General features: G+C 72.5%; 20 protein-coding genes and 1 pseudogene. 16 read left to right on the top strand and 5 right to left on the bottom strand.

The window, feature by feature from the left end; all coding sequences use genetic code 11:
• The first annotated feature begins 7 nt into the window (after positions 1 to 7).
• The 3 genes from QM779_RS15955 to cobA are packed head-to-tail and all read left to right on the top strand — an operon-like array spanning position 8 to position 3069.
• A complete protein-coding gene (locus QM779_RS15955) occupies positions 8 to 394 on the top strand; it encodes an ArsR/SmtB family transcription factor (protein WP_428537171.1) in 387 nt (128 codons plus the stop codon).
• Entirely contained in the window at positions 391 to 2271 is a 1881-nt protein-coding gene (locus tag QM779_RS15950) for a heavy metal translocating P-type ATPase (RefSeq protein ID WP_428537168.1), read from the top strand. The genes QM779_RS15955 and QM779_RS15950 overlap by 4 nt, the downstream gene beginning before the upstream one ends.
• A gap of 60 nt (positions 2272 to 2331) precedes the next feature.
• Complete coding sequence (cobA, locus tag QM779_RS15945) at positions 2332 to 3069, top strand: uroporphyrinogen-III C-methyltransferase (protein ID WP_428537165.1); 738 nt, start codon at positions 2332 to 2334, stop codon at positions 3067 to 3069.
• 6 nt (positions 3070 to 3075) lie between these two features.
• Here the strand turns inward: cobA and QM779_RS15940 are convergent, their stop codons facing one another.
• Positions 3076 to 4233, bottom strand: coding sequence for an acyl-CoA dehydrogenase family protein (locus QM779_RS15940; protein WP_428537162.1), 1158 nt, complete (start codon positions 4231 to 4233; stop codon positions 3076 to 3078).
• Between the two features lie 122 nt (positions 4234 to 4355).
• Positions 4356 to 5219: a dimethylargininase gene (gene ddaH, locus QM779_RS15935; RefSeq protein WP_428537159.1), complete on the bottom strand. Its 864-nt coding sequence runs from the start codon at positions 5217 to 5219 to the stop codon at positions 4356 to 4358.
• Between the two features lie 104 nt (positions 5220 to 5323).
• Here ddaH and QM779_RS15930 point away from each other — a divergent pair, with 104 nt between their 5' ends.
• The 9 genes and pseudogenes from QM779_RS15930 to QM779_RS15890 all read left to right on the top strand — a co-directional run bounded on the left by QM779_RS15930 (position 5324) and on the right by QM779_RS15890 (position 12575).
• On the top strand, positions 5324 to 5758 hold the full coding sequence (locus tag QM779_RS15930; protein WP_428537156.1) for an Lrp/AsnC family transcriptional regulator: 435 nt from the start codon (positions 5324 to 5326) through the stop codon (positions 5756 to 5758).
• A gap of 197 nt (positions 5759 to 5955) precedes the next feature.
• Positions 5956 to 6960, top strand: a complete 1005-nt coding sequence (locus QM779_RS15925) for a LacI family DNA-binding transcriptional regulator (RefSeq protein ID WP_428537153.1) — start codon at positions 5956 to 5958, stop codon at positions 6958 to 6960.
• A 109-nt stretch (positions 6961 to 7069) separates the two neighbouring features.
• Complete coding sequence (locus QM779_RS15920; RefSeq protein ID WP_428537150.1) at positions 7070 to 7498, top strand: hypothetical protein; 429 nt, start codon at positions 7070 to 7072, stop codon at positions 7496 to 7498.
• Between the two features lie 82 nt (positions 7499 to 7580).
• Positions 7581 to 8594, top strand: coding sequence for a zinc-dependent alcohol dehydrogenase family protein (locus QM779_RS15915; RefSeq protein WP_428537147.1), 1014 nt, complete (start codon positions 7581 to 7583; stop codon positions 8592 to 8594).
• Positions 8595 to 8607: 13 nt separating this feature from the next.
• Positions 8608 to 9498: a helix-turn-helix transcriptional regulator gene (locus tag QM779_RS15910; RefSeq protein ID WP_428537144.1), complete on the top strand. Its 891-nt coding sequence runs from the start codon at positions 8608 to 8610 to the stop codon at positions 9496 to 9498.
• A 38-nt stretch (positions 9499 to 9536) separates the two neighbouring features.
• On the top strand, positions 9537 to 9956 hold the full coding sequence (locus QM779_RS15905) for a cupin domain-containing protein (RefSeq protein WP_428537141.1): 420 nt from the start codon (positions 9537 to 9539) through the stop codon (positions 9954 to 9956).
• A gap of 3 nt (positions 9957 to 9959) precedes the next feature.
• A complete protein-coding gene (locus tag QM779_RS15900; protein WP_428537138.1) occupies positions 9960 to 10928 on the top strand; it encodes an aldo/keto reductase in 969 nt (322 codons plus the stop codon).
• A 47-nt stretch (positions 10929 to 10975) separates the two neighbouring features.
• Positions 10976 to 11320: pseudogene (locus tag QM779_RS15895) on the top strand (MFS transporter); the annotation flags it as partial.
• Positions 11321 to 11396: 76 nt separating this feature from the next.
• Entirely contained in the window at positions 11397 to 12575 is a 1179-nt protein-coding gene (locus QM779_RS15890; RefSeq protein ID WP_428537135.1) for an MFS transporter, read from the top strand.
• Positions 12576 to 12591: 16 nt separating this feature from the next.
• Here the strand turns inward: QM779_RS15890 and QM779_RS15885 are convergent, their stop codons facing one another.
• The gene (locus QM779_RS15885; RefSeq protein ID WP_428537132.1) at positions 12592 to 13371 is read right to left on the bottom strand and encodes a siderophore-interacting protein; all 780 of its coding nucleotides are present in this window, start codon (positions 13369 to 13371) and stop codon (positions 12592 to 12594) included.
• Between the two features lie 93 nt (positions 13372 to 13464).
• On the opposite strand from QM779_RS15885, the gene QM779_RS15880 reads away from it, so the two are divergent.
• The 4 genes from QM779_RS15880 (at position 13465) to QM779_RS15865 (ending at position 17703) form a co-directional block, all read left to right on the top strand.
• Complete coding sequence (locus tag QM779_RS15880) at positions 13465 to 14574, top strand: FecCD family ABC transporter permease (protein ID WP_428537129.1); 1110 nt, start codon at positions 13465 to 13467, stop codon at positions 14572 to 14574.
• Between the two features lie 47 nt (positions 14575 to 14621).
• The gene (locus QM779_RS15875) at positions 14622 to 15683 is read left to right on the top strand and encodes a FecCD family ABC transporter permease (RefSeq protein WP_428537126.1); all 1062 of its coding nucleotides are present in this window, start codon (positions 14622 to 14624) and stop codon (positions 15681 to 15683) included.
• Positions 15680 to 16501 carry an ABC transporter ATP-binding protein gene (locus QM779_RS15870; RefSeq protein WP_428537123.1) on the top strand — a complete coding sequence of 274 codons (822 nt, stop codon included), beginning with the start codon at positions 15680 to 15682 and terminating at the stop codon, positions 16499 to 16501. Before QM779_RS15875 ends, QM779_RS15870 begins: the two co-directional genes overlap by 4 nt.
• Before the next feature lie 179 nt (positions 16502 to 16680).
• Positions 16681 to 17703, top strand: a complete 1023-nt coding sequence (locus QM779_RS15865) for an ABC transporter substrate-binding protein (RefSeq protein WP_428537120.1) — start codon at positions 16681 to 16683, stop codon at positions 17701 to 17703.
• Positions 17704 to 17849: 146 nt separating this feature from the next.
• Here the strand turns inward: QM779_RS15865 and QM779_RS15860 are convergent, their stop codons facing one another.
• Positions 17850 to 18470 (bottom strand): hypothetical protein, encoded by a 621-nt coding sequence (locus QM779_RS15860; RefSeq protein WP_428537117.1) that lies wholly within the window; start codon positions 18468 to 18470, stop codon positions 17850 to 17852.
• Positions 18471 to 18605: 135 nt separating this feature from the next.
• Entirely contained in the window at positions 18606 to 20954 is a 2349-nt protein-coding gene (locus QM779_RS15855) for an ATP-binding cassette domain-containing protein (RefSeq protein WP_428537114.1), read from the bottom strand.
• Positions 20955 to 20992 lie beyond the last annotated feature (38 nt).

Below are 20992 nucleotides of genomic sequence, written 5' to 3'. Positions count from 1 at the left end.
TCTGCGCATGGACGCAGCTATGCAGGCAAGCAGCCTTCCCGCGGACGCACTGTCCCCCGACAGCGAGTACGTCGACCTCGCCGCGGAGGTGTTCTCGCTCCTGTCCGATCCGACCCGGATCCGGCTGATCCTCGCCCTCGAGGACGGCGAGCTGCCGGTCGGCGAGCTGGCCGAACGGGTGGGCAAGGCGCCGACCGCGGTCTCCCAGCACCTCGCGAAGCTGCGCTGGGCGAAGGTCGTGCAGACCCGCCAGGAGGGCACCCGCGTCTACTACAGCCTGATCGACGAGCACGCGCGCGAGCTCGTCCACCAGGCCGTGTTCCAGGCCGAGCACGTGATCGACTTCTGGCCGCGGCACCACCGTCCCGACACCGCGCCGTCGGCCGCGCAGTGAGCGCCCCGTCCACCACTCCCGCGGCCACGGACGAGCTGGCCCCCGAGTCCGCGCTCTCCCTGTGGCAGCGGGTCGACCGCGACGACCTGGTCCGGTTGGCGGTCGTGGCCGCGCTCGCCGTGGCGGCCGCGGTGGCGTCCGGGCTGGGCGCGCCGTGGTGGGTCTCCGCGGCCCTCGCCGGCGCGGGCCTGGTCACCGGCTGCTGGCCGATCGTCGCCGAAGCGGTCGAGGACGTCCGCGAACACCGGATGAGCATGGAGCTGTCGATGCTCCTGGCGATCGTCGCGGCCGCGCTGATCGGCGAGTGGCTGACCGCGCTGGTGATCACCGCGTTCGTGCTGGCCGCCGAGATCCTCGAGGACCTGTCGATGGACCGCGGTCGCGAGGCGCTGACCGAGCTGATCAGCTTCCTGCCCTCGCGGGTGCGGGTGCGCGCCGGCGGCGACCTGGTCGAGGTCGAACTCGACGAGGTGGTGGTCGGCGACGAAGTGCTCGTGGCCCCCGGCGGACGCGTGCCCGTCGACGGCACGGTGGTCGAGGGGGCGTCCAGCGTGGACGCGTCCCGCATCACCGGTGAGCCGCTGCCGGTGGACGTCGCGGTGGGCGCGTCCGTCTGGGCGGGTTCGGTGAACCAGACCGGCGCCATCGTCGTCCGCAGCGAGAAGGTCGGCGCCGAGTCGTCCTACGGGCAGATCGTCGAGGCCGTGCGGGCCGCGCAGTCGTCGGAGGCGCCCGTCCAGCGCCTCGCCGACCGGCTGGCCGGCTGGCTGGTGTACGTCGCGCTCGCCGGGGCGGCGCTGACCTGGGTGTTCACGCGGGACGCGACCGCCACCATCTCCGTGGTCATCGTCGCCGGTGCCTGCGGGGTGGCAGCGGGGACGCCGCTGGCCGTGCTCGCCGCGATCGCCCGCACCGCCCGCAGCGGGGCGTTCATCAAGGACGGGACGCACCTGGAGGAGCTCTCCGCCGTCGACGTCGTCGTCTTCGACAAGACCGGCACGCTCACCCATGGGCAGCCGGTCGTCTCCGGCGTGGACGTGGCACCGGGGGTGCCGCAGGATCGGCTGCTCGCCCTCGTCGCGGCCGCCGAGGTGTACTCCGAGCACCCGATCGGGCAGACGATCGTCGCGCACGCCCGCGCCGCCGGCATCGAGATCGCCGCGCCCGAGGAGTTCGCGTCCCAGCCGGGGCTGGGAGTATCGGCAACCGTTTCCGGACGCCGCGTGACCGCGGGCAACGCCGGCCTCGTCCACGGCGCCACCGACCGCCCCGGCCGGGCGGGAACCGCCGTGCACGTGGCGATCGACGGCACGTGGGCGGGCACGATCCTGCTCAGCGACACGGTCCGCGACTCCGCGTCCGGCTGTGTGGAACGGCTGGAAGCCCTCGGGGTGCGCGTGGTGATGATGACCGGCGACGGCGCGTCCGCCGCGCGCGAGGTCGCGGCCCGGGTCGGCATCGAGGAGGTGCACGCCGGACTGCTGCCGACCGACAAGGTGGCGCTCGTCAGCGGGCTGCGGGAGGCGGGCAGCCGCGTCGCGATGGTGGGGGACGGCGTCAACGACGCGCCCGCTCTGGCGGCGGCGAACGTCGGGATCGCGATGGGCAACGGCACCCACGTGGCGATCGAGAGCGCGGACGTCGTCCTGATCAGCTCCGACCTCGCCGACCTCACCCGGGCGCTCGAGACCGCCCGCAGGGCGCGGCGGATCGTCCTGACCAACTTCGCCGGCACGATCGTCGTCGACCTGGTCGGGATGGCGCTGGCCGCCGTCGGCGTGCTCGGGCCGCTGCTGGCCGCGATCGTCCACGTGGGGAGCGAGTCGGCGTTCATCCTGAACTCCGCCCGGCTGATCCCGCGTCGGCGGCGGTCGTGACCCTGCGATGATGGACGGGCTGTCGCGGCGCGGCGGCACGAGTGACGAAGGAGACGTGGAATGGGTGTCGGCGAGGTCGTCCTGGTCGGCGGCGGGCCCGGGGACCCCGACCTGCTGACGGTCGGAGGGCTGAAGGCGCTGCGGGCCGCCGACGTCGTCCTCTATGACCACCTCGCCCCGCTCGCGTGCCTGGCGGAGACGAAGCCGGGCGCGACGCTCGTCGACGTGGGCAAGATCCCGCGCGGCCACCACACCCCGCAGGCCGACATCAACGCGCTGCTCGTCGAGCACGCGCGGACCGGCGCGCTGGTGGTCCGGTTCAAGGGCGGCGACCCGTTCGTGCTGGGGCGCGGGTCGGAGGAGTGGCAGGCGTGCGCGGAGGCGGGCATCCCCGTCCGCGTGATCCCCGGGGTGTCGTCGGCGATCGCGGGCCCCGCGCTGGCCGGCATCCCGCTCACCCACCGCGGGCTCACCCAGAACTTCTCTGTGGTGTCGGGCCACGTCGGCCCCGACCACCCCGGCTCCACGGTGAACTGGGACGCGCTGGCGACCAGTTCGGGCACGATCGTGATCCTGATGGGCGTGAAGTACCTGACCGAGATCTGCACGGGCCTGGTCGCGCGCGGGATGGCGGCCGACACCCCCGCCGCGATCGTCGCGCACGCGGCGAGCCCCGAGCAGCGCGTGCTCCGCGGCACGGTCGGGACGCTGCCGGACCTGGCCGCGTCCGCCGGTGTCGAGCCGCCCGCCCTCACCGTGATCGGTGCCGTCGTCGGCCTCGACCTCACCGGCGCGTAATCGGGATCAGGGCTCCAGCGGGCCCAGCCAGGCGGACGCGACCGTCGCGTGCGCGGACTCGGGGTCGGACGGGTGGAACAGGCCGGCGAGGACGTCGCGGTACAGCCGGCTGAGTTCGGCGGACGCGAAGTAGGCCGAGCCACCGCAGACCAGCACCGCGTCGTCCACGACCGCCTTCGCCGTCGTCACCGCACGGTGCTTGACGCCGGAGAGCAGCGAGAACCACCGGGGACCGTGGTCGACGAGCGCGTCCACGTCCCTGCACAGGCCCTCGACCTGCGGCGGCAACGCGTCGTACGCCAGGGCCATGTCGGCGACCCGCCAGCGGATGTCGGGGTCCTGGCCGTACGCCCTGCCCGACTTCTTCGAGCGCCGGCGCCCGACCGTCTCGACGGCGACGTCGAGCGCCCGCCGCGCGATGCCGGTGTACACCGAGGCCAGGAGCAGCTCGAACGTGCTGAAGATGCCGAACACGATCGGGTCGGGGTTGGGGCCCGGGTCGACCCTGCGCACCACCCGGTCGGCGGGCGCGACCGCTCCGTGCAGCTCGGTCGTGCGGGACTGCGTGCCCCTCATGCCGAGGGTGTCCCAGTCGTCGCGCGTGACCACCGCGTCCGTCCGCGGCACGAAGGCGTAGACCAGCTTCGGCCCGTCGGGGCTGGTGGTGTCCAGCCCGTGCAGGCCCAGTTGCGTCCACACGGGCGCCAGCGAGGTGAAGATCTTCGTGCCGGTGAAGGCGTACCCGCCGTCCGCCAGCGGCTCGGCGACGGTGTCGCTGCCGAACAGGACGAGGTCGTTGCCGGCCTCGCTGATCCCGAACGCGAACACCTCCCCCGCCACGGCCCCCTCCTGGACGAACCGCAGCCCGTCGACGCCCCGGTCGCCGAGCACCTTCGCCACGCCCGTCCAGACCAGGTGCATGTTCACGGCCAGCGCCGTGGCCGGAGCGGCGGACGCGAGCCGCTGCTGCAGGACCGACGCCTCGGCCAGCCCGAGCCCCGCACCGCCGAGCTCTCGCGGCACGAGGATCGCCAGGTAGCCGGACGCCTTCAGCTCGGCCAGGTCGTCGTCGGGGAAGGTGTTCTCCCTGTCGTGCATGGCCGCCCGCTCACGGAAGCGGGCGAGCAGGTCGTCGGGCAGCAGGACGGACGGATCGAATGCCATGCCCCGATCCTCGCACCGGGAGGACCGTTGCGTCCTGCCCGCACGCTCCGTCCGGCACCCCTGGGCCGGACGGAGCGGGGCACCCCTCCCGGTGGATCAGAGCGCCGAGCGACGAATCGCGATCACAGGCGCAGTTCGAGCGTGCAGCACTTCACGCCGCCGCCCCCGCGCAGGAGCTCGGACAGGTCGACGCCGTGCGGCACGTAGCCGCGGTCGGCGAGGTCGCGCCCGAAGGTCGTCGCCCTGCTCGCGATCACGACGTTGCGTCCGTCGCTGAAGCAGTTCAGGCCGAGGACGGCCGCGTCCGCCCTGGTCGCGAGCACGGCGTCGGGGAACCGGCGCTCCAGTTCGCGCCGGCTGGCCTGGTCGAACGCGTCCGGCAGGTACGCGACGGACGCCGGCCCGCCGTCGGAGTCGAGCACGGCGAACGCGGTGTCGAGGTGGTAGTAGCTCGGGTCGACGAGGCGCAGCGGCACGACCTCCCGGTCGAAGACCCGGGACAGTTCGCGGTGGCTGGACGGGGCGCTGCGGAACCCGGTGCCGGCGAAGATCGTCTCCCCGACCGGCAGGAAGTCGCCCTCCCCCTCGTTCACGTGCCGCGCGTGGGCGACCCGCAGGCCGCGCTGCTCGAACCACGCCGCGTAGGCGGGGCCCTCGGGAGCCCGCTCCTCGAACCGGAACCGGGCCGAGTAGGCCGTCCCGTCGATGACGAACCCGCCGTTGGCCGCGTACACCATGTCGGGCAGCCCCGGCAGCGGGTCGATCAACTCGACCGTGATCCCCAGCCGCAGGTAGGTGTCGTACAGCTCCTGCCACTGGCGCAGCGCGAGCGCGGTGTCGGTGGGCACCGCGGGATGCATCCAGGGGTTGATCCGGTAGCTCACCGTGAAGTGCTCCGGACGGCACATCAGCACCCGACGGGCCCTGCCCAGCCGGGGACGCGCCCCGGCGCGCGCGTCCACCATCGGCTCATCGATCAGCGTCATGACCCCATGATCACAACGGTTCCGGTACGAATGCCCTCGATCCCGCGCACGATCCTTGCGCAATGACGGGGTCCAGCGGCGATCTGTTGCGCTAGCGTGCCCCCATGGACCAGGTCGACCGCGCCATCATCGAGTCCCTCAAGGCGAACGCCCGCGCACCGTACGGGGACATCGGCGCCGAGGTCGGCCTGTCCGCGTCCGCGGTGAAACGTCGCATCGACAAGCTCGTCGAGGACGGCACGATCCGCGGGTTCACGATCCTGCTCGACCCCGCGGCGGAGGGCCGCTCGACCGAGGCGTACGTCGAGCTGTTCTGCCGCGGCAACGTCACCCCCGACAACCTGCGCCGCATGCTGACCGCCGTCCCCGAGGTCGTCGGCGCCGTGACGGTCACCGGCGAGGCGGACGCGCTCGCGCACATCCGCTCCGCCGACATGCCGTCGCTGGAGCGCGCGCTGGAACGTGTCCGCCACACCGCGATGGTCGACCACACCCGCTCGGCGATCGTGCTCAGCCGCCTGATCGACCGCGGCGCCTGACCGCGGCACGATAGGAACCGTCCCCATCGTGCCGGAGGATCGTTGGGGACGGTTCCTATCGTGCCGCGCGGGACGCGCCGGCCTGCGGATCTGCACCGTCGATCCTCCGGCGCGGTCCGCGGGCGCCGAATCCGGCATCGAGAGCGCAGATCCGCAGGGCACCACGGCTAGGCTGCAGCCGATCGGAGGTGACGGCGATGGCGACCCGCGATGACGTGGCCCGCCTAGCGGGCGTCTCCTCCAGCACGGTCTCCTACGCGATCAGCGGCCGACGCCGGATCTCCGAGGAGACCAGGGACCGGGTCTTCGCCGCGATGCGCGAGCTCGACTACACCCCGAACGCGTTCGCGCAGGGGCTGGCCGGCTCCCGCAAGGGGATCCTCGCCCTGAACTACCCCCTGAAGGACGCCGGCTGGACGCCGATGGAGGTGCGCTACTTCGAGACCGCCACCACCGCGGCGCACGAGTTGGGCTTCCACCTGCTGCTGTGGCCCAACGCCGCCCACGACCTCAGCACGTTGAGCGCCCTGGTCGCCCAGCAACTGGTCGACGGGGTGATCGTGATGGAGGTCGAGTGGGACGACCCCCGCGTGGCCCTGTTCACCGAGCGTGGCGTCCGCTTCGTCCTGCTGGGGCGCACCGCGGACCCGTCCGGCCTCGCCTACGTGGACACCGACTTCGGCGCGGCGGCGCGGACGGCGCTGGAGTACCTGGTCGATCGGGGCCACCGTGACGTCCTGTTCGTCGCCGAGGACCGCGTCGCCCAGGGCCACGGCCCGATGGTCCGCACGGCGGACGAACTGGAGGCCACCGCGCGCCGGTTCGGGATCACCCTGACCACCTTCACCGGCCCCCGCTCGCACGCCACCGGTCGCGCCGCCTATCGCGCGCTGGTCGCGTCCGGTGCTCCCACCACTGCGGCCGTCGTCTTCAACGAGCCGGCGACCATCGGGCTGGTCCATGCCGCCCAGCTGGACGGACGCTCGATCCCCGGCGACCTCTCGTTGGTCTCCATCGGCATGGGTGAGGACGCGGCGGAACTCGACCCCCCGCTGACCACGATCACGCCGCCGGTGTCCGCCCTCACCGACGCGGCGGTCCGGATGCTCGTCGCCATGGTGGAGGACCATCCGCTGCCCGGCACGGCGGTCCTGCTCGATGCGCCGATCATCGAGCGCGGCAGCGTCCGCACCCTTCGCTGAGGAGACCTGCTCCCACCCTTGTGGTCGCCGCGCGCGTGTGACACCATTCTGTCGACGCGATTTGTCGACGCGCGTCGATCAGGGCAGATCGACCTCAGAGGAGACGTCGGTGACGACCATCACGACCGTTCGGGCAGCACTCCGCGTGATCGTGACCGTGGGGTGGACGCCCCGCAGCCTCTACCAGCTCGGTGCGGCGATGGGCCCGGCCACCCTCTACCTGCTCTGCTCCGGCTCCCCCGAGGCCGACGCCGCCGGCGACCCCGTCCCGGTCCAGGACGACCAGGGCCGGCTGCTCGCCTACACCACCCCGCGGCTGCCCCTCACGCGCGGCGAGGACCGGCCGCCCCTGCGGCACAGCGAGCTGACCGGCGCGGCGCTGCTCCGGCTGGCCGTCGGCGCGGGGTGCGGGCTCGTCCTCGAGCCCGGGTGCTCGCTCGAACGCACCATCACCGCCCGGACCGTCCTCTCGCTGCAGGTGGCCGCCGGCCACACCGAGTCCCTCGCGGCCGCGACCGGCGGCCGCCTCGCGTCCTGACCCGCACCTCTCGGACGACCCCTGCGGAGAGGGGTGTTCGCAGGGCCTCCCATCACGGGCCAACCTGTGGTGGGCTGGTGCCATGTTCGGAGCCGTGATCCATGCCCCAGGGGACGTCCGCTACGAGGAGCGTCCCGACCCCACCATCCTCGAACCGACGGACGCCGTCGTCCGCACCGTGGCCGCATGCGTGTGCGGCTCCGACCTGTGGCGCTACCGCGGGATCGCGCCGGTCGCCCAGCCCACCCCGATCGGCCACGAGTTCTGCGGCGTCGTCACCGAGGTCGGTGCGGACGTCACGACCGTGAAGCCGGGCGACTTCGTCGTGGGCGGGTTCAACCCGTCCGACAACACCTGCCCGGTGTGCCGCAAGGGCGCCACGGCGAACTGCCAGCACGGCTCCCACTACGACGGCGCGCAGGCGCAGCAGATCCGGATCCCGTGGGCCGACGGCACGCTCGTCGCGACGCCCGCGCCGCCGGCCGACGACCTGGTCCCGAGCCTGCTGGCCCTCTCGGACGTGATGTGCACCGGCTGGCACGCCGCCGTCAGCGCGGGTGTCGGCCCCGGCAAGAGCGTCGCCGTGGTCGGCGACGGGGCGGTCGGGCTGTGCGGGGTGCTGGCGGCCGTCCAGCTCGGCGCCGACACGGTGATCGCGATGAGCCGGCATGAGGCCCGCCAGCAGGTGGCCCGCAGCTTCGGCGCGACCCACATCGTCGAGGAGCGGGACGACGCGGGCATCGCGAGGGTGAAGGAGCTCACCGACGGCATCGGCGCCGACTGCGTGCTGGAGTGCGTGGGCACCGAGGGCGCCCGGCTCCAGGCCGTCGGGGCCGTCCGTGACGGGGGGAACATCGGGCTCGTGGGCGTGCCGCACGGCGACCTGCCCGTCAACGAGCTGTTCTGGCGCAACGTCGGCATCAAGGGCGGCCCCGCCCACTGCCGCGCCTACCTGCCCCACCTGATGGAGCTGGTCTGGAACCGGACGATCAACCCCGGGCTCGTCTTCGACCTGGAGCTGCCGCTGGCCGAGGTCGCCGAGGCGTACGCCGCCATGGACGAGCGCCGCGCCATCAAGTCGCTGCTGCGTCCCTGAGCGGGCGGCGGCCATGGAGATCAGGCAGGAGGTCCGGGAGTTCCTCGTCACGAGGCGCGCCCGGCTCACCCCCCAGCAGGCCGGGCTGCCGTTCGCGGGGACGAACCGCCGGGTGGCCGGGCTGCGGCGCGAGGAGGTCGCGCTCCTGGCCGGGGTGAGCATCGACTACTACGTGCGGCTCGAGCGCGGGAACCTCGCCGGGGTGTCGGACGCGGTGCTGGACGCCGTGGCCCGCGCCCTCCAGCTCGACGACGCCGAACGCGCGCACCTGTTCGACCTGGCCAGGGTCGCGTCCACCCGGCCGGGCCGCTCGTCCGGCTCCCGGCCGGGGGTGCGGACGGAGGTGCAGTGGCTCGTGGACGCGATGACCGACTCGCCCGTCTACGTCCGCGACAACCGGATGGACGTGCTCGCAGCCAACGCGATGGGCCGGGCGGTGTTCGCGCCGGTGTTCGCCATGCAGCGCCCGAACATGATCCGGTTCACGTTCCTCGAGCCCGCCGCGACGGAGTTCTTCGTCGAGTGGGAGCGGGTGGCCGCCGACTCGGCGGCGACGCTGCGCATGCTGGCCGCGGAGTTCCCCTACGACCAGGGGATCAGCGCGCTCGTCGGCGAGCTGAGCACCCGCAGCCGCCTGTTCGCCCGGTTGTGGGCCGAGCACAACGTGCGCCAGCACCGCGCGGGGACCAAGCGGATCAACCACCCGGTGGTCGGACTCCTCGACCTGCGCTACGAGTCGATGGCGCTGCCGGCCGAACCCAACCTCCGGCTGAACGCCTACGTCGCCGAGCCGAACTCGGAGACGGCCGAGCGCCTCGCGCTGCTCGCCAGCTGGGCCGCGACACCCGCCGCGTCCGGGGACGCCACGCAGGAGACGAACCCGTCGAGCCGGGCCCACGGGTGAGGGACGAACCCAGCTCCACCACAACGAAGGAACGAGACATGCAGCAATTCCCCGACGCCCCGACCGGCAAGGGACCGGCGGAGCGCTTCACCGGCGACGTGTACGTCGACATGGTGGTGCCCGGCGGTGAGCAGGGCTTCAGCGTCGGCCGCGTCCACTTCACCCCGGGAGCGCACACCGCGTGGCACTCGCACGCCGCGGGCCAGGTGCTGCACTGCACCGAGGGTCTCGGGCTGGTCGTCACGGCAGACGCGGTGATCCTGCTGCGTCCCGGGTCGACGGTGTGGACGCCGCCGGACGTCCGGCACTGGCACGGCGCCCTCCCCGACCACCTGATGAGCCACCTCGCGATGAGCGGCGTGGTCGAACTGGCCGAGGCCAGGGACGCGGTGACGTGGCAGGAACACGTCAGCGACGACGACTACGCAACCGCCGCGGCCGCGGCGCAGGAGGCGTGAGCGATGGAGTACACCCGGCTCGGCTCGTCCGGGCTCAAGGTCAGCCGGATCGCGCTCGGCTGCATGAGCTTCGGCGACACGTCGTCCGGCTTCAACACGTGGTCGCTGAACGAGGCGGACGCGCAGCCGTTCTTCGCGAAGGCCGTCGAGCTCGGCATCACGTTCTGGGACACCGCGAACGTCTACAACCTCGGCAGCTCCGAGGAGATCGTCGGCCGCGCCATCACGACCTACTCCCGGCGCGAGGACGTCGTGCTCGCCACCAAGGTGCACTTCAGGATGCACGACGGCCCGGGCGGCCAGGGGCTGAGCCGCAAGGCGATCATGGAGAACATCGACGCGTCCCTGAGGCGGCTGGGCACCGACTACGTCGACCTCTACCAGATCCACCGGTTCGACCCGAACACCCCGGTCGAGGAGACCATGGAGGCGCTCCACGACGTGGTCAAGGCCGGGAAGGCCCGCTACCTCGGCGCGTCCGCGATGTGGGCGTGGCAGTTCTCCAAGATGCAGTACACGGCCACGGTGCACGGCTGGACGCGGTTCGTCTCGATGCAGGACGAGTACAACCTGATCATGCGCGAGGAGGAGCGGGAGATGTTCGGCCTGCTCGCCGACCAGGGAGTGGGCTCGATCCCGTTCTCGCCGCTGGCCAAGGGACGCGTCTGCCGCCCCTGGGGTGAGCGGACGGCGCGGATGGACGCCGACCCGGTCGGCCGCCGCTACGACCAGGACGCCGACGCGCCGATCGTGGACGCCGTGGCGAAGATCGCCGAGGACCGCGGCATCCCGATGGCGCAGGTCGCGCTGGCGTGGGTGCTGTCGAAGCCGGTGGTCAGCGCGCCGATCGTCGGCCCGACGAAGCTGGCACACCTCACCGACGCCGCCGCGGCCCTCGACGTCCACCTGACCGAGGCCGAGGTCGCCGCGCTGGAGGAGCACTACGCCCCGCACATCCCGCGCTCCTTCTGACGGTCCCGGTCCGTGCGGGCGCACGGCGGAGCGGGCAGGATGTGCGCATGAGTGAGGACGCGGCACCCGAACGGGTCGGTGCGCTCGCGCCGTTCGAGAACCGGACGTTCGGCGTGCTGTGGGTGGGCGTGGTGCTGAGCAGCATCGGCGCGTGGGCGCAGACCGTCGGCGCACAGTGGCTGTTCATCAACGACCCGAACGCCGCCACCATCGTGTCGCTCGTCCAGACCGCCGCGACCCTGCCGATGGTGCTGTTCTCGCTCGCCGCGGGCGTCCTGTCGGACGCCTTCGACCGCCGCCGGATGCTGCTGTGGGTGCAGGTGTACTTCCTCGTCGTGGCCGGGCTGCTGGCCGCGCTGACGGCGCTCGGCAAGATGCCGCCGCTGCTGCTGCTCGCCTTCACGTTCGCCATCGGGGTGGGGAACGCGGTGATGGTGTCCAGCCTGGCAGCCGCTGATCACCGAGCTGGTGCCGCGCACCCACCTTGCCGCGGCCATCCGCCTCGACATGGTCAGCGTGAACGTCGCCCGCGCGATCGGGCCGGCGATCGCCGGCCTGGTGATCGCGGCGTGGGGCGTCCCACCGGTGTTCGCCATCAACGCCGCGCTCACGCTGTTCCTGATCGTCGCCCTCGTCGGACGGAAGGCGCCGCGGCGTCCGGCGACGACCTCGTCGCGCGAACGCTTCCTGCCCGCCCTGCGCACCGGCGGACGCTACGTCCGTCACGAGCCGCACGTCCGCCGAATCCTGTTCCGCCTGGCGCTCTTCGTGGCCCCGGCCACGGCCATGTGGACGCTGCTGCCGCTGATCGCGAACCGGCAGCTCGGCCTCGGCGCAGACGGCTACGGCCTCCTGTTCGGCGCCCTCGGCGTCGGGGCGATCACCGGGGCGTTCACGGTCGGGCGCCTCGGCCGCCACCTGTCCGCCAACACCATGCTGGCCGTGATGGGGATCGTCTTCGGCGCGGCCTTCGCCCTCACCATGGTGGTGCCCGGGCTGTGGGCGGCGATGCCGCTGCTGGTCGTGCTCGGCTACGCGTGGACGGCGACCGCCGCCACACTGAACGCCGACCTGCAGCTGTTCCTCCCCGGGTGGGTGCGCGCCCGCGCCGTCGCCGTCTACATGATGACGTTCACCGGCGCGCAGGCGCTCGCTTCCCCGGTGTGGGGCCTGGTCGCCCAGCACGTGAGCCTCGCCGCCGCGGTCTGGGTGGCAGCCGGGCTGGTCGCTGCCGGCGGGATCGCGGGGTTCGCCTGGCACTTCCCGGAGAGCGAGGGCCTCGACCGGGCGCCGCTGGCCTACTGGGGCGAGGCGCAACTCCTGTTCGACCCCGAGCCGGACGCCGGCCCCGTCCAGGTACAGGTCACCTACCTGGTCGCCCCCGAGAAATACGCCGGCTGGCGGGACGCGATGGACGCGATGCGCCGCTCACGGCTGCGCAGCGGCGCGTCCCGCTGGGACCTCTACCGCGCGGGCGAGCGTCCGGACACCTACCTGGAGGTGTTCACGGTGCCGTCGTGGGCCGAGCACGTGCACCAGCACCAGGCGCGGCTGACCGCGGAGGACCAGGCCATCGAGGAGCACGCCTTCTCGTTCCTCAGCGCCCCCGCCAGCACCGTCCACCTGCTCCCGACGGAGGACGAGTGACGCCCTCGACGGGCGGTCAGGCCTTCCAGTAGCCGGTGAAGCTGATCCGGGACGCGGCCAGGCCGGCCTTCTTCAGCGCCTTGCGGCCACCGGTGGCCAGTGAGGACTCCCCGACGACGAACGCGTACGCGTCCGGACGCGGCGCGACCTGCTGGAGCTCGGCCAGGGCGAACTGACCGGCGGGCCGGCCGCTGCCGTTGCGCACCAGCCACTCCACGCGGACGCCGTCGGGCGCGGCGATCGCGCCCGCGTCCTCCTCCGACGGCACCTCGAGGAACGCCCGCCCGACCGCGTCCGCGGGCAGGTCGCGCAGGATGCCGCGCACGGCCGGCAGGCCGGTCTCGTCACAGGCGACGTAGATCTCTGCGGCGTCCTCGGGCGGGTCGAAGATCACGCCCTGGTCGAGGAAGCCGACCGGGCTGCCCACCTGCGCACCGACCGCCCACTTCGCGACCGCGCCACCGAGCTCGCCGTCGTGCCAGTGCAGGACGACGTCGATGTCGAGCTCGCCACCGTCGGCCGCCGGCCGGAACGCCGCGACCGTGTAGTTGCTGCAGTGCGGACGCTCCGCCGCGGGGATCAGCAGGTACGACCGGTACCACGCCCGCCCCTTCACGCTCGGCAGCCGCAGCGCCGCACCCGGCTCCGGCGGCAGGAACAGCCGGAACCAGTGGTCGCGTCCCAGCCACTCGAACTCCGCCAGCTCTGGGCCGGCGATCGTGACGCGTTGGAACGACGGCGAGACGGTCTCGGTGTGGACGACGGACGCCTGGAACAGGCGCGGATCGCTGGGCATGAGGCGCGGGTAGCGGGACATCGAGCCGTCCGTTCAGTGGTCGGAATCCATTTAGGTTAGGCTCACCTTACCTAATAGGACTACGCTCTTCCCATGCCGTCCGCCCTGCTCCGTCGCCCCGCGCCCGGCGCAGGGAACGATGGGGACGGTTCCTCTCGTGCCGCCCGCGCGGACGACCACGCGGCCCGGGCAGGAACGCACCCCTCAGCGCACGGACGCGGAACCGCCGCCGCCTTCAGCCTCCTGCTCGCCGGCGTGCTGGTCGTCATCGTCGCCAGCCTGTTCCTCGGCAGCAACCCCGTCCCTCCGGCCACCGTCCTGCAGGGGTTGCTCGACCCGTCCACCGACACCCAGTCGATCGTGTGGGGCTCACGCGTCCCGCGGACGCTGCTGGGCCTGCTGGTCGGGAGCGCGCTGGGCATCGCCGGGGCGGTCATGCAGGGCCAGACCGGCAACCCGCTCGCCGACCCCGGCCTGTTCGGCGTCTCTGCCGGCGCCAGTCTCGCCGTCGTGCTGGGCGTCTACGTCCTCGGGGTGAACTCGATGCTGCTCACCCTGGGCCTCTCGCTGGCCGGAGCGGTCGTCGCCAGCGTGGTGGTGTTCGGCGTCGCGGCGCTCGGACGCGGCCTGGCCAGCCCCGTCCCGCTCGCGATCGCGGGCACGGCGGTGTCCGCGCTGCTGGGCGCGGTGACCTCCTTCCTGGTCCTGCGCGACCCGGAGAGCCTGGAGGCCTACCGGATCTGGGTGGTCGGGTCGCTCTCGGGCCGGACGCTCGACGGCCTCGGCTGGGTGCTGGGCTTCTACGTCCTCGGGCTCCTCTGTGCGCTGGGGAACGTCCGCTCCCTCAACAACCTCGCACTCGGCACTGACATGGCCCGCGGCCTCGGCGAGAGCCTGTGGCGCGCGCGGCTGGTCGGGCTGGGCGCGATCACCTTCCTGTCCGCCGGAGCGGTCGCGCTCGCCGGGCCGATCGGGTTCATCGGCCTGACCGCGCCGCACGTCGCCCGGGCGCTGGTCGGCGGCAACCACTACCGGCTGCTGCCCGCGTCCGGGCTGGTCGGGATCGTCGCCCTGCTGGCCTGCGACGTGGTCGGACGCCTGATCGGCGGCCAGGCGGAGGTCTCCGTCGGCGTCGTGCTCGCCACCCTCGGTGGCGTCGCGTTCATCGCCATCGTGCGCCGCGCGAAGCTGGTGGCGCTGTGACCGCCCCCGCACCGCGCACCGTTGCTGACCGAGTTCGGTCGGAAACGGTGCAGCCCACCCGGACGGGGGTGCGGATCGGGCCGCTGGGGCTACCGTGGCGGCTCCGCGTCCTGCTCGCCACGCTGGCCTGCCTGCTCGCCGTCGTGGTCGCGTTCGTGATCGCGATCGCCGCCGGGTCGTCCACCATGACTGTCACCGACGTGCTGCGGACGCTGGCCGGCGCGGGCACGAAGCCGCAGCAGTTCATCGTCTTCGAGCTGCGGCTGCCGCGCGCGGCCGCCGGCGTCGCTGTCGGCCTGTGCCTGGGCCTGGCCGGCGCGCTCACCCAGACGTTCTCCCGCAACCCGCTGGCCACCCCCGACATCCTCGGCGTCACGTCCGGGGCGTCCGCCGGCGCGGTGACCGCGATCGTGATCGGCGGCGGCGGGTACTCGGTCGGCTCGTCGCTGCTCGGCTTCGGCATCCCGGTCGTGGCCACGGTCGGCGGCCTCGTCGCCGCCGCGGTCGTCTACGGCCTGTCCTGGCGCGGCGGCGTGGACAGCTACCGGATCATCCTGATCGGCATCGGCGTCACCGCCAGCCTCGGCGGCCTGACCAGCTACCTGCTCGTCCGCGCCCAGATCACCCAGGCGACCGCGGCCACCCAGTGGCTGGTCGGGAGCCTGTCGGGGGTGTCGTGGGCGAGCGTGTGGCCGATGGTGGTCGCGCTGGTCGTGGTGCTGCCGATCGCCCTTGCCCAGTCGGCGCCGCTGGGGATCACCCAGCTCGGCGACGAGTTCTCCACCAGCCTGGGCGTGCCCCTGCAGCGGCACCGGCTGCTGGTGATCGCGGCCGCCGTCCTGCTGACCGCGATGGCCGTGTCCGCGGCCGGACCGGTCGAGTTCGTCGCGTTCGTCGCCCCGCAGGTCGCCCGGCGGATCGCGGGGACGGGCCGGCCGCCGCTGTGGGCGTCCGCCCTGGTCGGCGCGACGCTGGTGGCCGTGGCGGACGTCGTTGCGCGCACCGCGTTCCCCGGCGAACTGCCGGTCGGCATCCTCACCGCGATCATCGGCGCGCCCTACCTGATCTGGCTCCTCACCCGCCGCAACCGCAAGGAAGTGATGGCATGACCATGGCCCTGCAGGCCGAGGGACTCACCCTCGGCTACGACCAGGTGACGGTCTTCTCCGACCTCGACCTGTCCATCGAGGAGGGGTCGATCACGACCCTGATCGGTGCGAACGGCAGCGGCAAGTCCACCCTGCTGAAGGCGTTCGGGCGCCTGCTCGCGCCGAGCCACGGCACCGTCCGGCTGGAGGGGACGCCGATCCGGCACCTCTCCGCCCGCCAGGTGGCCCGCCGGCTGGCCGTGCTGCCGCAGAAGCCGCTCACGCCCGCGGCCACGTCCGTCCGCGACCTCGTGATGCGCGGACGTCACCCGCACCAGGGACTGCTGCGTCCCTGGACCCACGAGGACCAGGAGCTGGTCGCCGAGGCGATGGCCGCGACCGGCGTCGACGACGTGGCCGACCGGGACGTGGCCGCGCTGTCCGGTGGGCAGCTCCAGCGGGCGTGGATCGCGCTCGTCCTCGCGCAGGCGACGCCGACGATCCTGCTGGACGAGCCGACGACCTTCCTCGACCTCGCCCACCAGCTCGACGTGCTGCGGCTCGTCCGCCGGATCAACGCCGAGCGGGGCAGCACGATCGTGATGGTGCTGCACGACCTCAGCCTCGCCGCCCGCTACTCCGACCGCCTGGTCGTGCTGCACGACGGGGGCGTCCTCGCCGACGGCGACCCCTGGTCGGTGCTCACCCCGCAGGTTCTGTCGACCGCGTTCGGCCTGGCCGCCGACGTCATCCCCGACCCGAGCTCCGGCACGCCGCTGGTCGTCCCGCTCGAACCCGAGGACGCCGAGTCGCTGACCCTGGTCGAGGCCGCCGGCTGAGAGACGACGAGATCCCGGGTCAAGCCCGGGATGACACCCCCCACCCCGTCATCCCGGCGAAAGCCGGGACCCCCGCGACGACCAGCCGACACGACTCAGACGCTGCGGGCCGGCGACCACCAGCGTCCGCCCCACAAGCTGAAATGCGAATTAGCTAAGGTTAGGCTAACCTAAATCTCATGCCTCTCCTCGCGTCAACGAAACGCGCGCTCCGCGTCGCTCTCGTCCCCGCCGTCGCCCTCCTGCTCGCCCTGGGCGGATGCGCCAGCTCCACCACTCCCGAGGCGGCTCCGGCCAGCTCGGCGAGCGCGTCCGGCTGGACGTACACCGACGACCTGGGCCACACCTTCAGCCTCGACCACGTCCCCAGCCGGATCGTCGGCTTCGCCGACCAGGCGCTGTCGCTGATGAGCTACGGCGTGCAGCCGGTCGGCGTCTTCGGCCGCATGGACGTCGCCAGCGACCCGCGGTTCTCCGGGTACGACATGAGCAACGTGACCATCCTGGGCAACACCTACGGCGAGATCGACCTCGAGGCACTGGCCGCCCTGCAGCCCGACCTGATCGTGACCGCGCAGTACCCGTCCGACCGGGAGGGCACGATCGACCCCAAGGAGCCGTTCTACGGCCTGAAGGACCTCGAGCAGCAGAAGAAGCTGGAGGCGATCGCCCCGATCCTGACCATCAAGGTCGGCGGCGCCGGCCTGGACGTGATCGAGTCGAACACCAAGCTCGCGCTGTCGCTCGGCGCAGACCAGGCGAAGGTGGACGCCGACAAGCAGGCCTACGAGACGTCCGCGGCGAACCTGAGCAAGGTCGCCAAGGAGAAGAACCTGCTCGTGGCCGCGATGTACGCCGACGCGGACGGCGTCTACCTGGTCAAGACCGCGGACGAGCCGGAGACGCAGCTCTACGCGAGCCTCGGCGTGAACTACCTCGACCCGAACCCGGACGGCGACTACTACTGGGACATCTACAGCTGGGAGAACGCCGGCAAGGTCAAGAACGTCGACGTGATCCTGATCTCCAGCGAGGGCTTCCAGAAGGACGACCTGCTCAAGCAGGCCACTTTCGCCGACTCGCCCGCGCTGGTCGCCGGCCAGATCTACGAGCGCAGCCAGTCGATCCTCAGCTACGGGCAGCAGGCGAAGAACATCGACGTCCTGGCCGGTCAGCTGGAGAAGTCCAACAAGGTCACGTAGCAGTCCGCGCGCCGCCGGCAGATGCCGGCACGAGAACCGTCCCCGTGTGCCCGGCACGCGGGGACGGTTCTTTCGTGCCGGGTCCGCGGGGACGGTTCCTGTTACGCGCCACCCTTGGCGCGGCGCGAAAGGAGAACCGTCCCCGATTACGCGCCAGACAGACCCGCGGGGAGCGGGAGTTCCCGGGCCGGGTGGATGTCGTAGTCGGCCATGAAGTCGAAGACACCCCGCAGGGCGACCCGCTCGGGGTCGTGGTAGTACGGCCGCTGCGCCTCGGCGAAGTCCGGCCACTCCCCGTCGAAGGCGAAGGCCCAGGTGAACATGTTCTCCGGCTGGTCGGCGACGGCGAACTGGCAGTCGAAGCCGTACCTCTCGCGGACGGACACCACCCGGCGCCAGATCGCGAGGAACCGCGTCCACTCCCCGACGATCGAGTAGCGGCGCATCACCACGGTGCGTCCCGGATCGCCGGGCGGGTTCAGCACCTCCACCCGGACGGGGCGCACCTTCACGTTGCCGAACACGTGCCCGGCCTTGCGGGCGTCCAGCTCGGCCGCCCTCGGGTCAGCGCGGACGCCGGCCTCACCGGCCGCGGGATCGGGGTGCGAGTAGAGCCAGGTGAGCTTCGGCTCCGCGTCCGTCTCGACGAAGGCACGGTGCATCTGGAAGCCGTGGTCCGTCCGCACCGCGACCTCCTGCTCCCACACCGGCAGGTAGGCGTCGAGGTGGTGCGGCTTGACGCTGAACCGGTGCAGCAGGGTGGTCACGGGCCCACCCTAGGCCGGACGCGCCGGCGTCGGCGGCACGCCAGGAACCGTCCCCATCGTGCCGGGCACGAAGGAACCGTCCCCCCGTACCCGGTACGAAGGAACCGTCCCCGCGTACCCTGCCCTGTCCGGCGCTCAGGCGCCGACGTGGGCGGCCAGGTACTGGCCGGTCAGGGTCTGGCGGGACGCGACGAGCTCGGCCGGCGTACCGGTGAAGACCACCGTGCCGCCGTCGTGGCCGGCGCCGGGGCCGAGGTCGATGATCCAGTCGGCGTGGGCCATCACCGCGAGGTTGTGCTCGACGACCACCACCGACTTGCCCGCGTCCACCAGCCGGTCGAGCAGGCCGAGCAACTGCTCGACGTCGGCCAGGTGCAGCCCGGCCGTCGGCTCGTCCAGGACGTAGACCCCGCCCTTCTCGCCGAGGTGCGTGGCCAGCTTGATCCGCTGCCGCTCGCCGCCCGACAGCGTCGTCAGCGGCTGGCCGAGCGTGAGGTAGCCAAGGCCCACGTCCACGAGCCGGGCCAGGATCGCCACCGCGGCCGGCGTCCGCGCCTCTCCCTCGCCGAAGAACCCGAGCGCGTCGGACGCGGACATCGCCAGCACCTCGCTGATGTCGCGGCCGCCCAAACTGTAGGCCAGCACGGACGAATCGAATCGCCTGCCCTCGCAGACCTCGCAGGTGACCGCGACGCTGGCCATGACGCCGAGGTCGGTGTACGTCACCCCCGCCCCGTTGCAGGCCGGGCACGCCCCCTCCGAGTTCGAGCTGAACAGCGCCGGCTTCACGCCGTTCGCCTTCGCGAACGCCTTGCGGATCGGCTCCAGCAGCCCCGTGTACGTCGCCGGGTTGCTCCGCCGCGAACCCCGGATCGGCGCCTGGTCGATCGTCACCACCCCTTCGCGGCCCGACACCGACCCCGCGATCAGCGAGCTCTTCCCCGAGCCCGCCACCCCGGTCACCGCGACCAGCACACCGAGCGGGACGTCGACGTCCACGTCGCGCAGGTTGTGCGTGCGGGCGCCCCGGATTTCCAACGCCTCCCGCCATACCCGCGCGGACGGTTTCAGGGACGCGGCGTCGTCCAGATGCCGGCCCGTGATCGTCCCGGACGCCCGCAGCCCGGCCACGTCGCCGGCATAGCAGATCGTCCCTCCCGCCGCGCCCGCCCCCGGCCCGAGGTCGACCACGTGGTCGGCAATCTCGATCACCGCCGGCTTGTGCTCGACCACCAGGACGGTGTTGCCGGCGTCGCGCAGCTGGAGCAGCAGCCCGTTCATCCGCTGGACGTCGTGCGGGTGCAGGCCCGCTGTCGGCTCGTCGAACACGTAGGTGACGTCGGTGAGGGCCGAGCCGAGGTGCCGGATCATCTTCGTCCGCTGCGCCTCGCCGCCGGACAGCGTCCCGGCCGGCCGGTCGAGCGAGAGGTAACCCAGGCCGATGTCGGTGAACGCGTCGAGGTGGTGGCGCAGCTTCTCCAGCAGCGGTTCGACGGACGCGTCCTCGATGCCCCGCGCCCATTCGGCGAGGTCGGAGATCTGCAGCGCGCTGGCCTCCGCGATGTTGAGCCCGGCAACCTTCGCCGAGCGGGCGAGCTCGGTGAGCCGGGTGCCGCCGCACTCGGGGCACGTCCCGAACGTGGTCGCCCGCTCGACGAACGCGCGGATGTGCGGCTGGAGCGAGTCGGGGTCCTTGCTGAGCATCGACTTCGTGATCCGCGGGATCAGGCCCTCGTAGGTGACGTTGATCCCCTCGACCTTGATCCGCTTCGGCTCGGCGTACAGCAGCGCGTCCAGCTCCCGCTTCGTGAAGTCGCGGACCGGCTTGTCGGGGTCGAACGACCCGGAGTTGGTGAAGATCCGCCCGTACCAGCCGTCCACGCTGTAGCCCGGGACGAGCAGCGCACCCTCCCGGATCGAGAGGGACGCGTCGTAAAGCGCGGTGAGGTCGAAGTCGGACACCTCGCCGCGCCCCTCGCAGCGCGGGCACATGCCGCCGACGACCTCGAAGTCGCGCCGCTCCTTCACCGTCCGCCCGCCCCGCTGGACGCTGACCGCGCCCGCCCCGCTGATCGAGGCGACGTTGAAGGAGAACGCCTGCGCGGAGCCGACGTGGGGCCGCCCGATCCGGCTGTACAGGACGCGGAGCAGCGCGTAGGCGTCGGTCGCGGTGCCGACGGTCGAGCGGACGTCGCCGCCCATCCGCTCCTGGTCGACGACGATCGCGGTGGTCAGGCCGTCGAGCACGTCCACGTCCGGGCGCGGCAGGGACGGCATGAACCCCTGCACGAACGTCGAGTAGGTCTCGTTGATCAGCCGCTGGGACTCCGCGGCGATGGTGGCGAAGACCAGCGAACTCTTGCCGGAGCCGGAGACGCCGGTGAACACCGTCAGCCGCCGCTTGGGCAGTTCCACGCTCACGTCGGCCAGGTTGTGCTCGCGGGCACCGACGACACGGATCAGGTCATGGCTGTCAGCGCGCATCGTCCGATCGTGCCATCTCCGGAGCGCCGCGGCCAGCC

The sequence above is a fragment of the Propionicimonas sp. genome (assembly GCF_049840635.1).
GTDB lineage: Bacteria > Actinomycetota > Actinomycetes > Propionibacteriales > Propionibacteriaceae > Propionicimonas.
Note: the sequence above shows the minus strand (reverse complement) of the source record. Positions and strands in the feature narration are given on the sequence as shown.

What these genes read in the sequence shown, in the direction of transcription:
- QM779_RS15930 (WP_428537156.1), top strand. Translation starts at nt 5,324, where the DNA reads ATGGACCAGGTCGACCGCGCCATCATCGAGTCCCTCAAGGCGAACGCC.
- QM779_RS15955 (WP_428537171.1), top strand. Translation starts at nt 8, where the DNA reads ATGGACGCAGCTATGCAGGCAAGCAGCCTTCCCGCGGACGCACTGTCC.
- QM779_RS15905 (WP_428537141.1), top strand. Translation starts at nt 9,537, where the DNA reads ATGCAGCAATTCCCCGACGCCCCGACCGGCAAGGGACCGGCGGAGCGC.
- QM779_RS15870 (WP_428537123.1), top strand. Translation starts at nt 15,680, where the DNA reads ATGACCATGGCCCTGCAGGCCGAGGGACTCACCCTCGGCTACGACCAG.
- QM779_RS15915 (WP_428537147.1), top strand. Translation starts at nt 7,581, where the DNA reads ATGTTCGGAGCCGTGATCCATGCCCCAGGGGACGTCCGCTACGAGGAG.
- QM779_RS15900 (WP_428537138.1), top strand. Translation starts at nt 9,960, where the DNA reads ATGGAGTACACCCGGCTCGGCTCGTCCGGGCTCAAGGTCAGCCGGATC.
- QM779_RS15925 (WP_428537153.1), top strand. Translation starts at nt 5,956, where the DNA reads ATGGCGACCCGCGATGACGTGGCCCGCCTAGCGGGCGTCTCCTCCAGC.
- QM779_RS15855 (WP_428537114.1), bottom strand. Translation starts at nt 20,954, where the DNA reads ATGCGCGCTGACAGCCATGACCTGATCCGTGTCGTCGGTGCCCGCGAG.
- cobA (WP_428537165.1), top strand. Translation starts at nt 2,332, where the DNA reads ATGGGTGTCGGCGAGGTCGTCCTGGTCGGCGGCGGGCCCGGGGACCCC.
- QM779_RS15880 (WP_428537129.1), top strand. Translation starts at nt 13,465, where the DNA reads ATGCCGTCCGCCCTGCTCCGTCGCCCCGCGCCCGGCGCAGGGAACGAT.
- QM779_RS15910 (WP_428537144.1), top strand. Translation starts at nt 8,608, where the DNA reads ATGGAGATCAGGCAGGAGGTCCGGGAGTTCCTCGTCACGAGGCGCGCC.
- QM779_RS15940 (WP_428537162.1), bottom strand. Translation starts at nt 4,233, where the DNA reads ATGGCATTCGATCCGTCCGTCCTGCTGCCCGACGACCTGCTCGCCCGC.
- ddaH (WP_428537159.1), bottom strand. Translation starts at nt 5,219, where the DNA reads ATGACGCTGATCGATGAGCCGATGGTGGACGCGCGCGCCGGGGCGCGT.
- QM779_RS15885 (WP_428537132.1), bottom strand. Translation starts at nt 13,371, where the DNA reads ATGCCCAGCGATCCGCGCCTGTTCCAGGCGTCCGTCGTCCACACCGAG.
- QM779_RS15865 (WP_428537120.1), top strand. Translation starts at nt 16,681, where the DNA reads ATGCCTCTCCTCGCGTCAACGAAACGCGCGCTCCGCGTCGCTCTCGTC.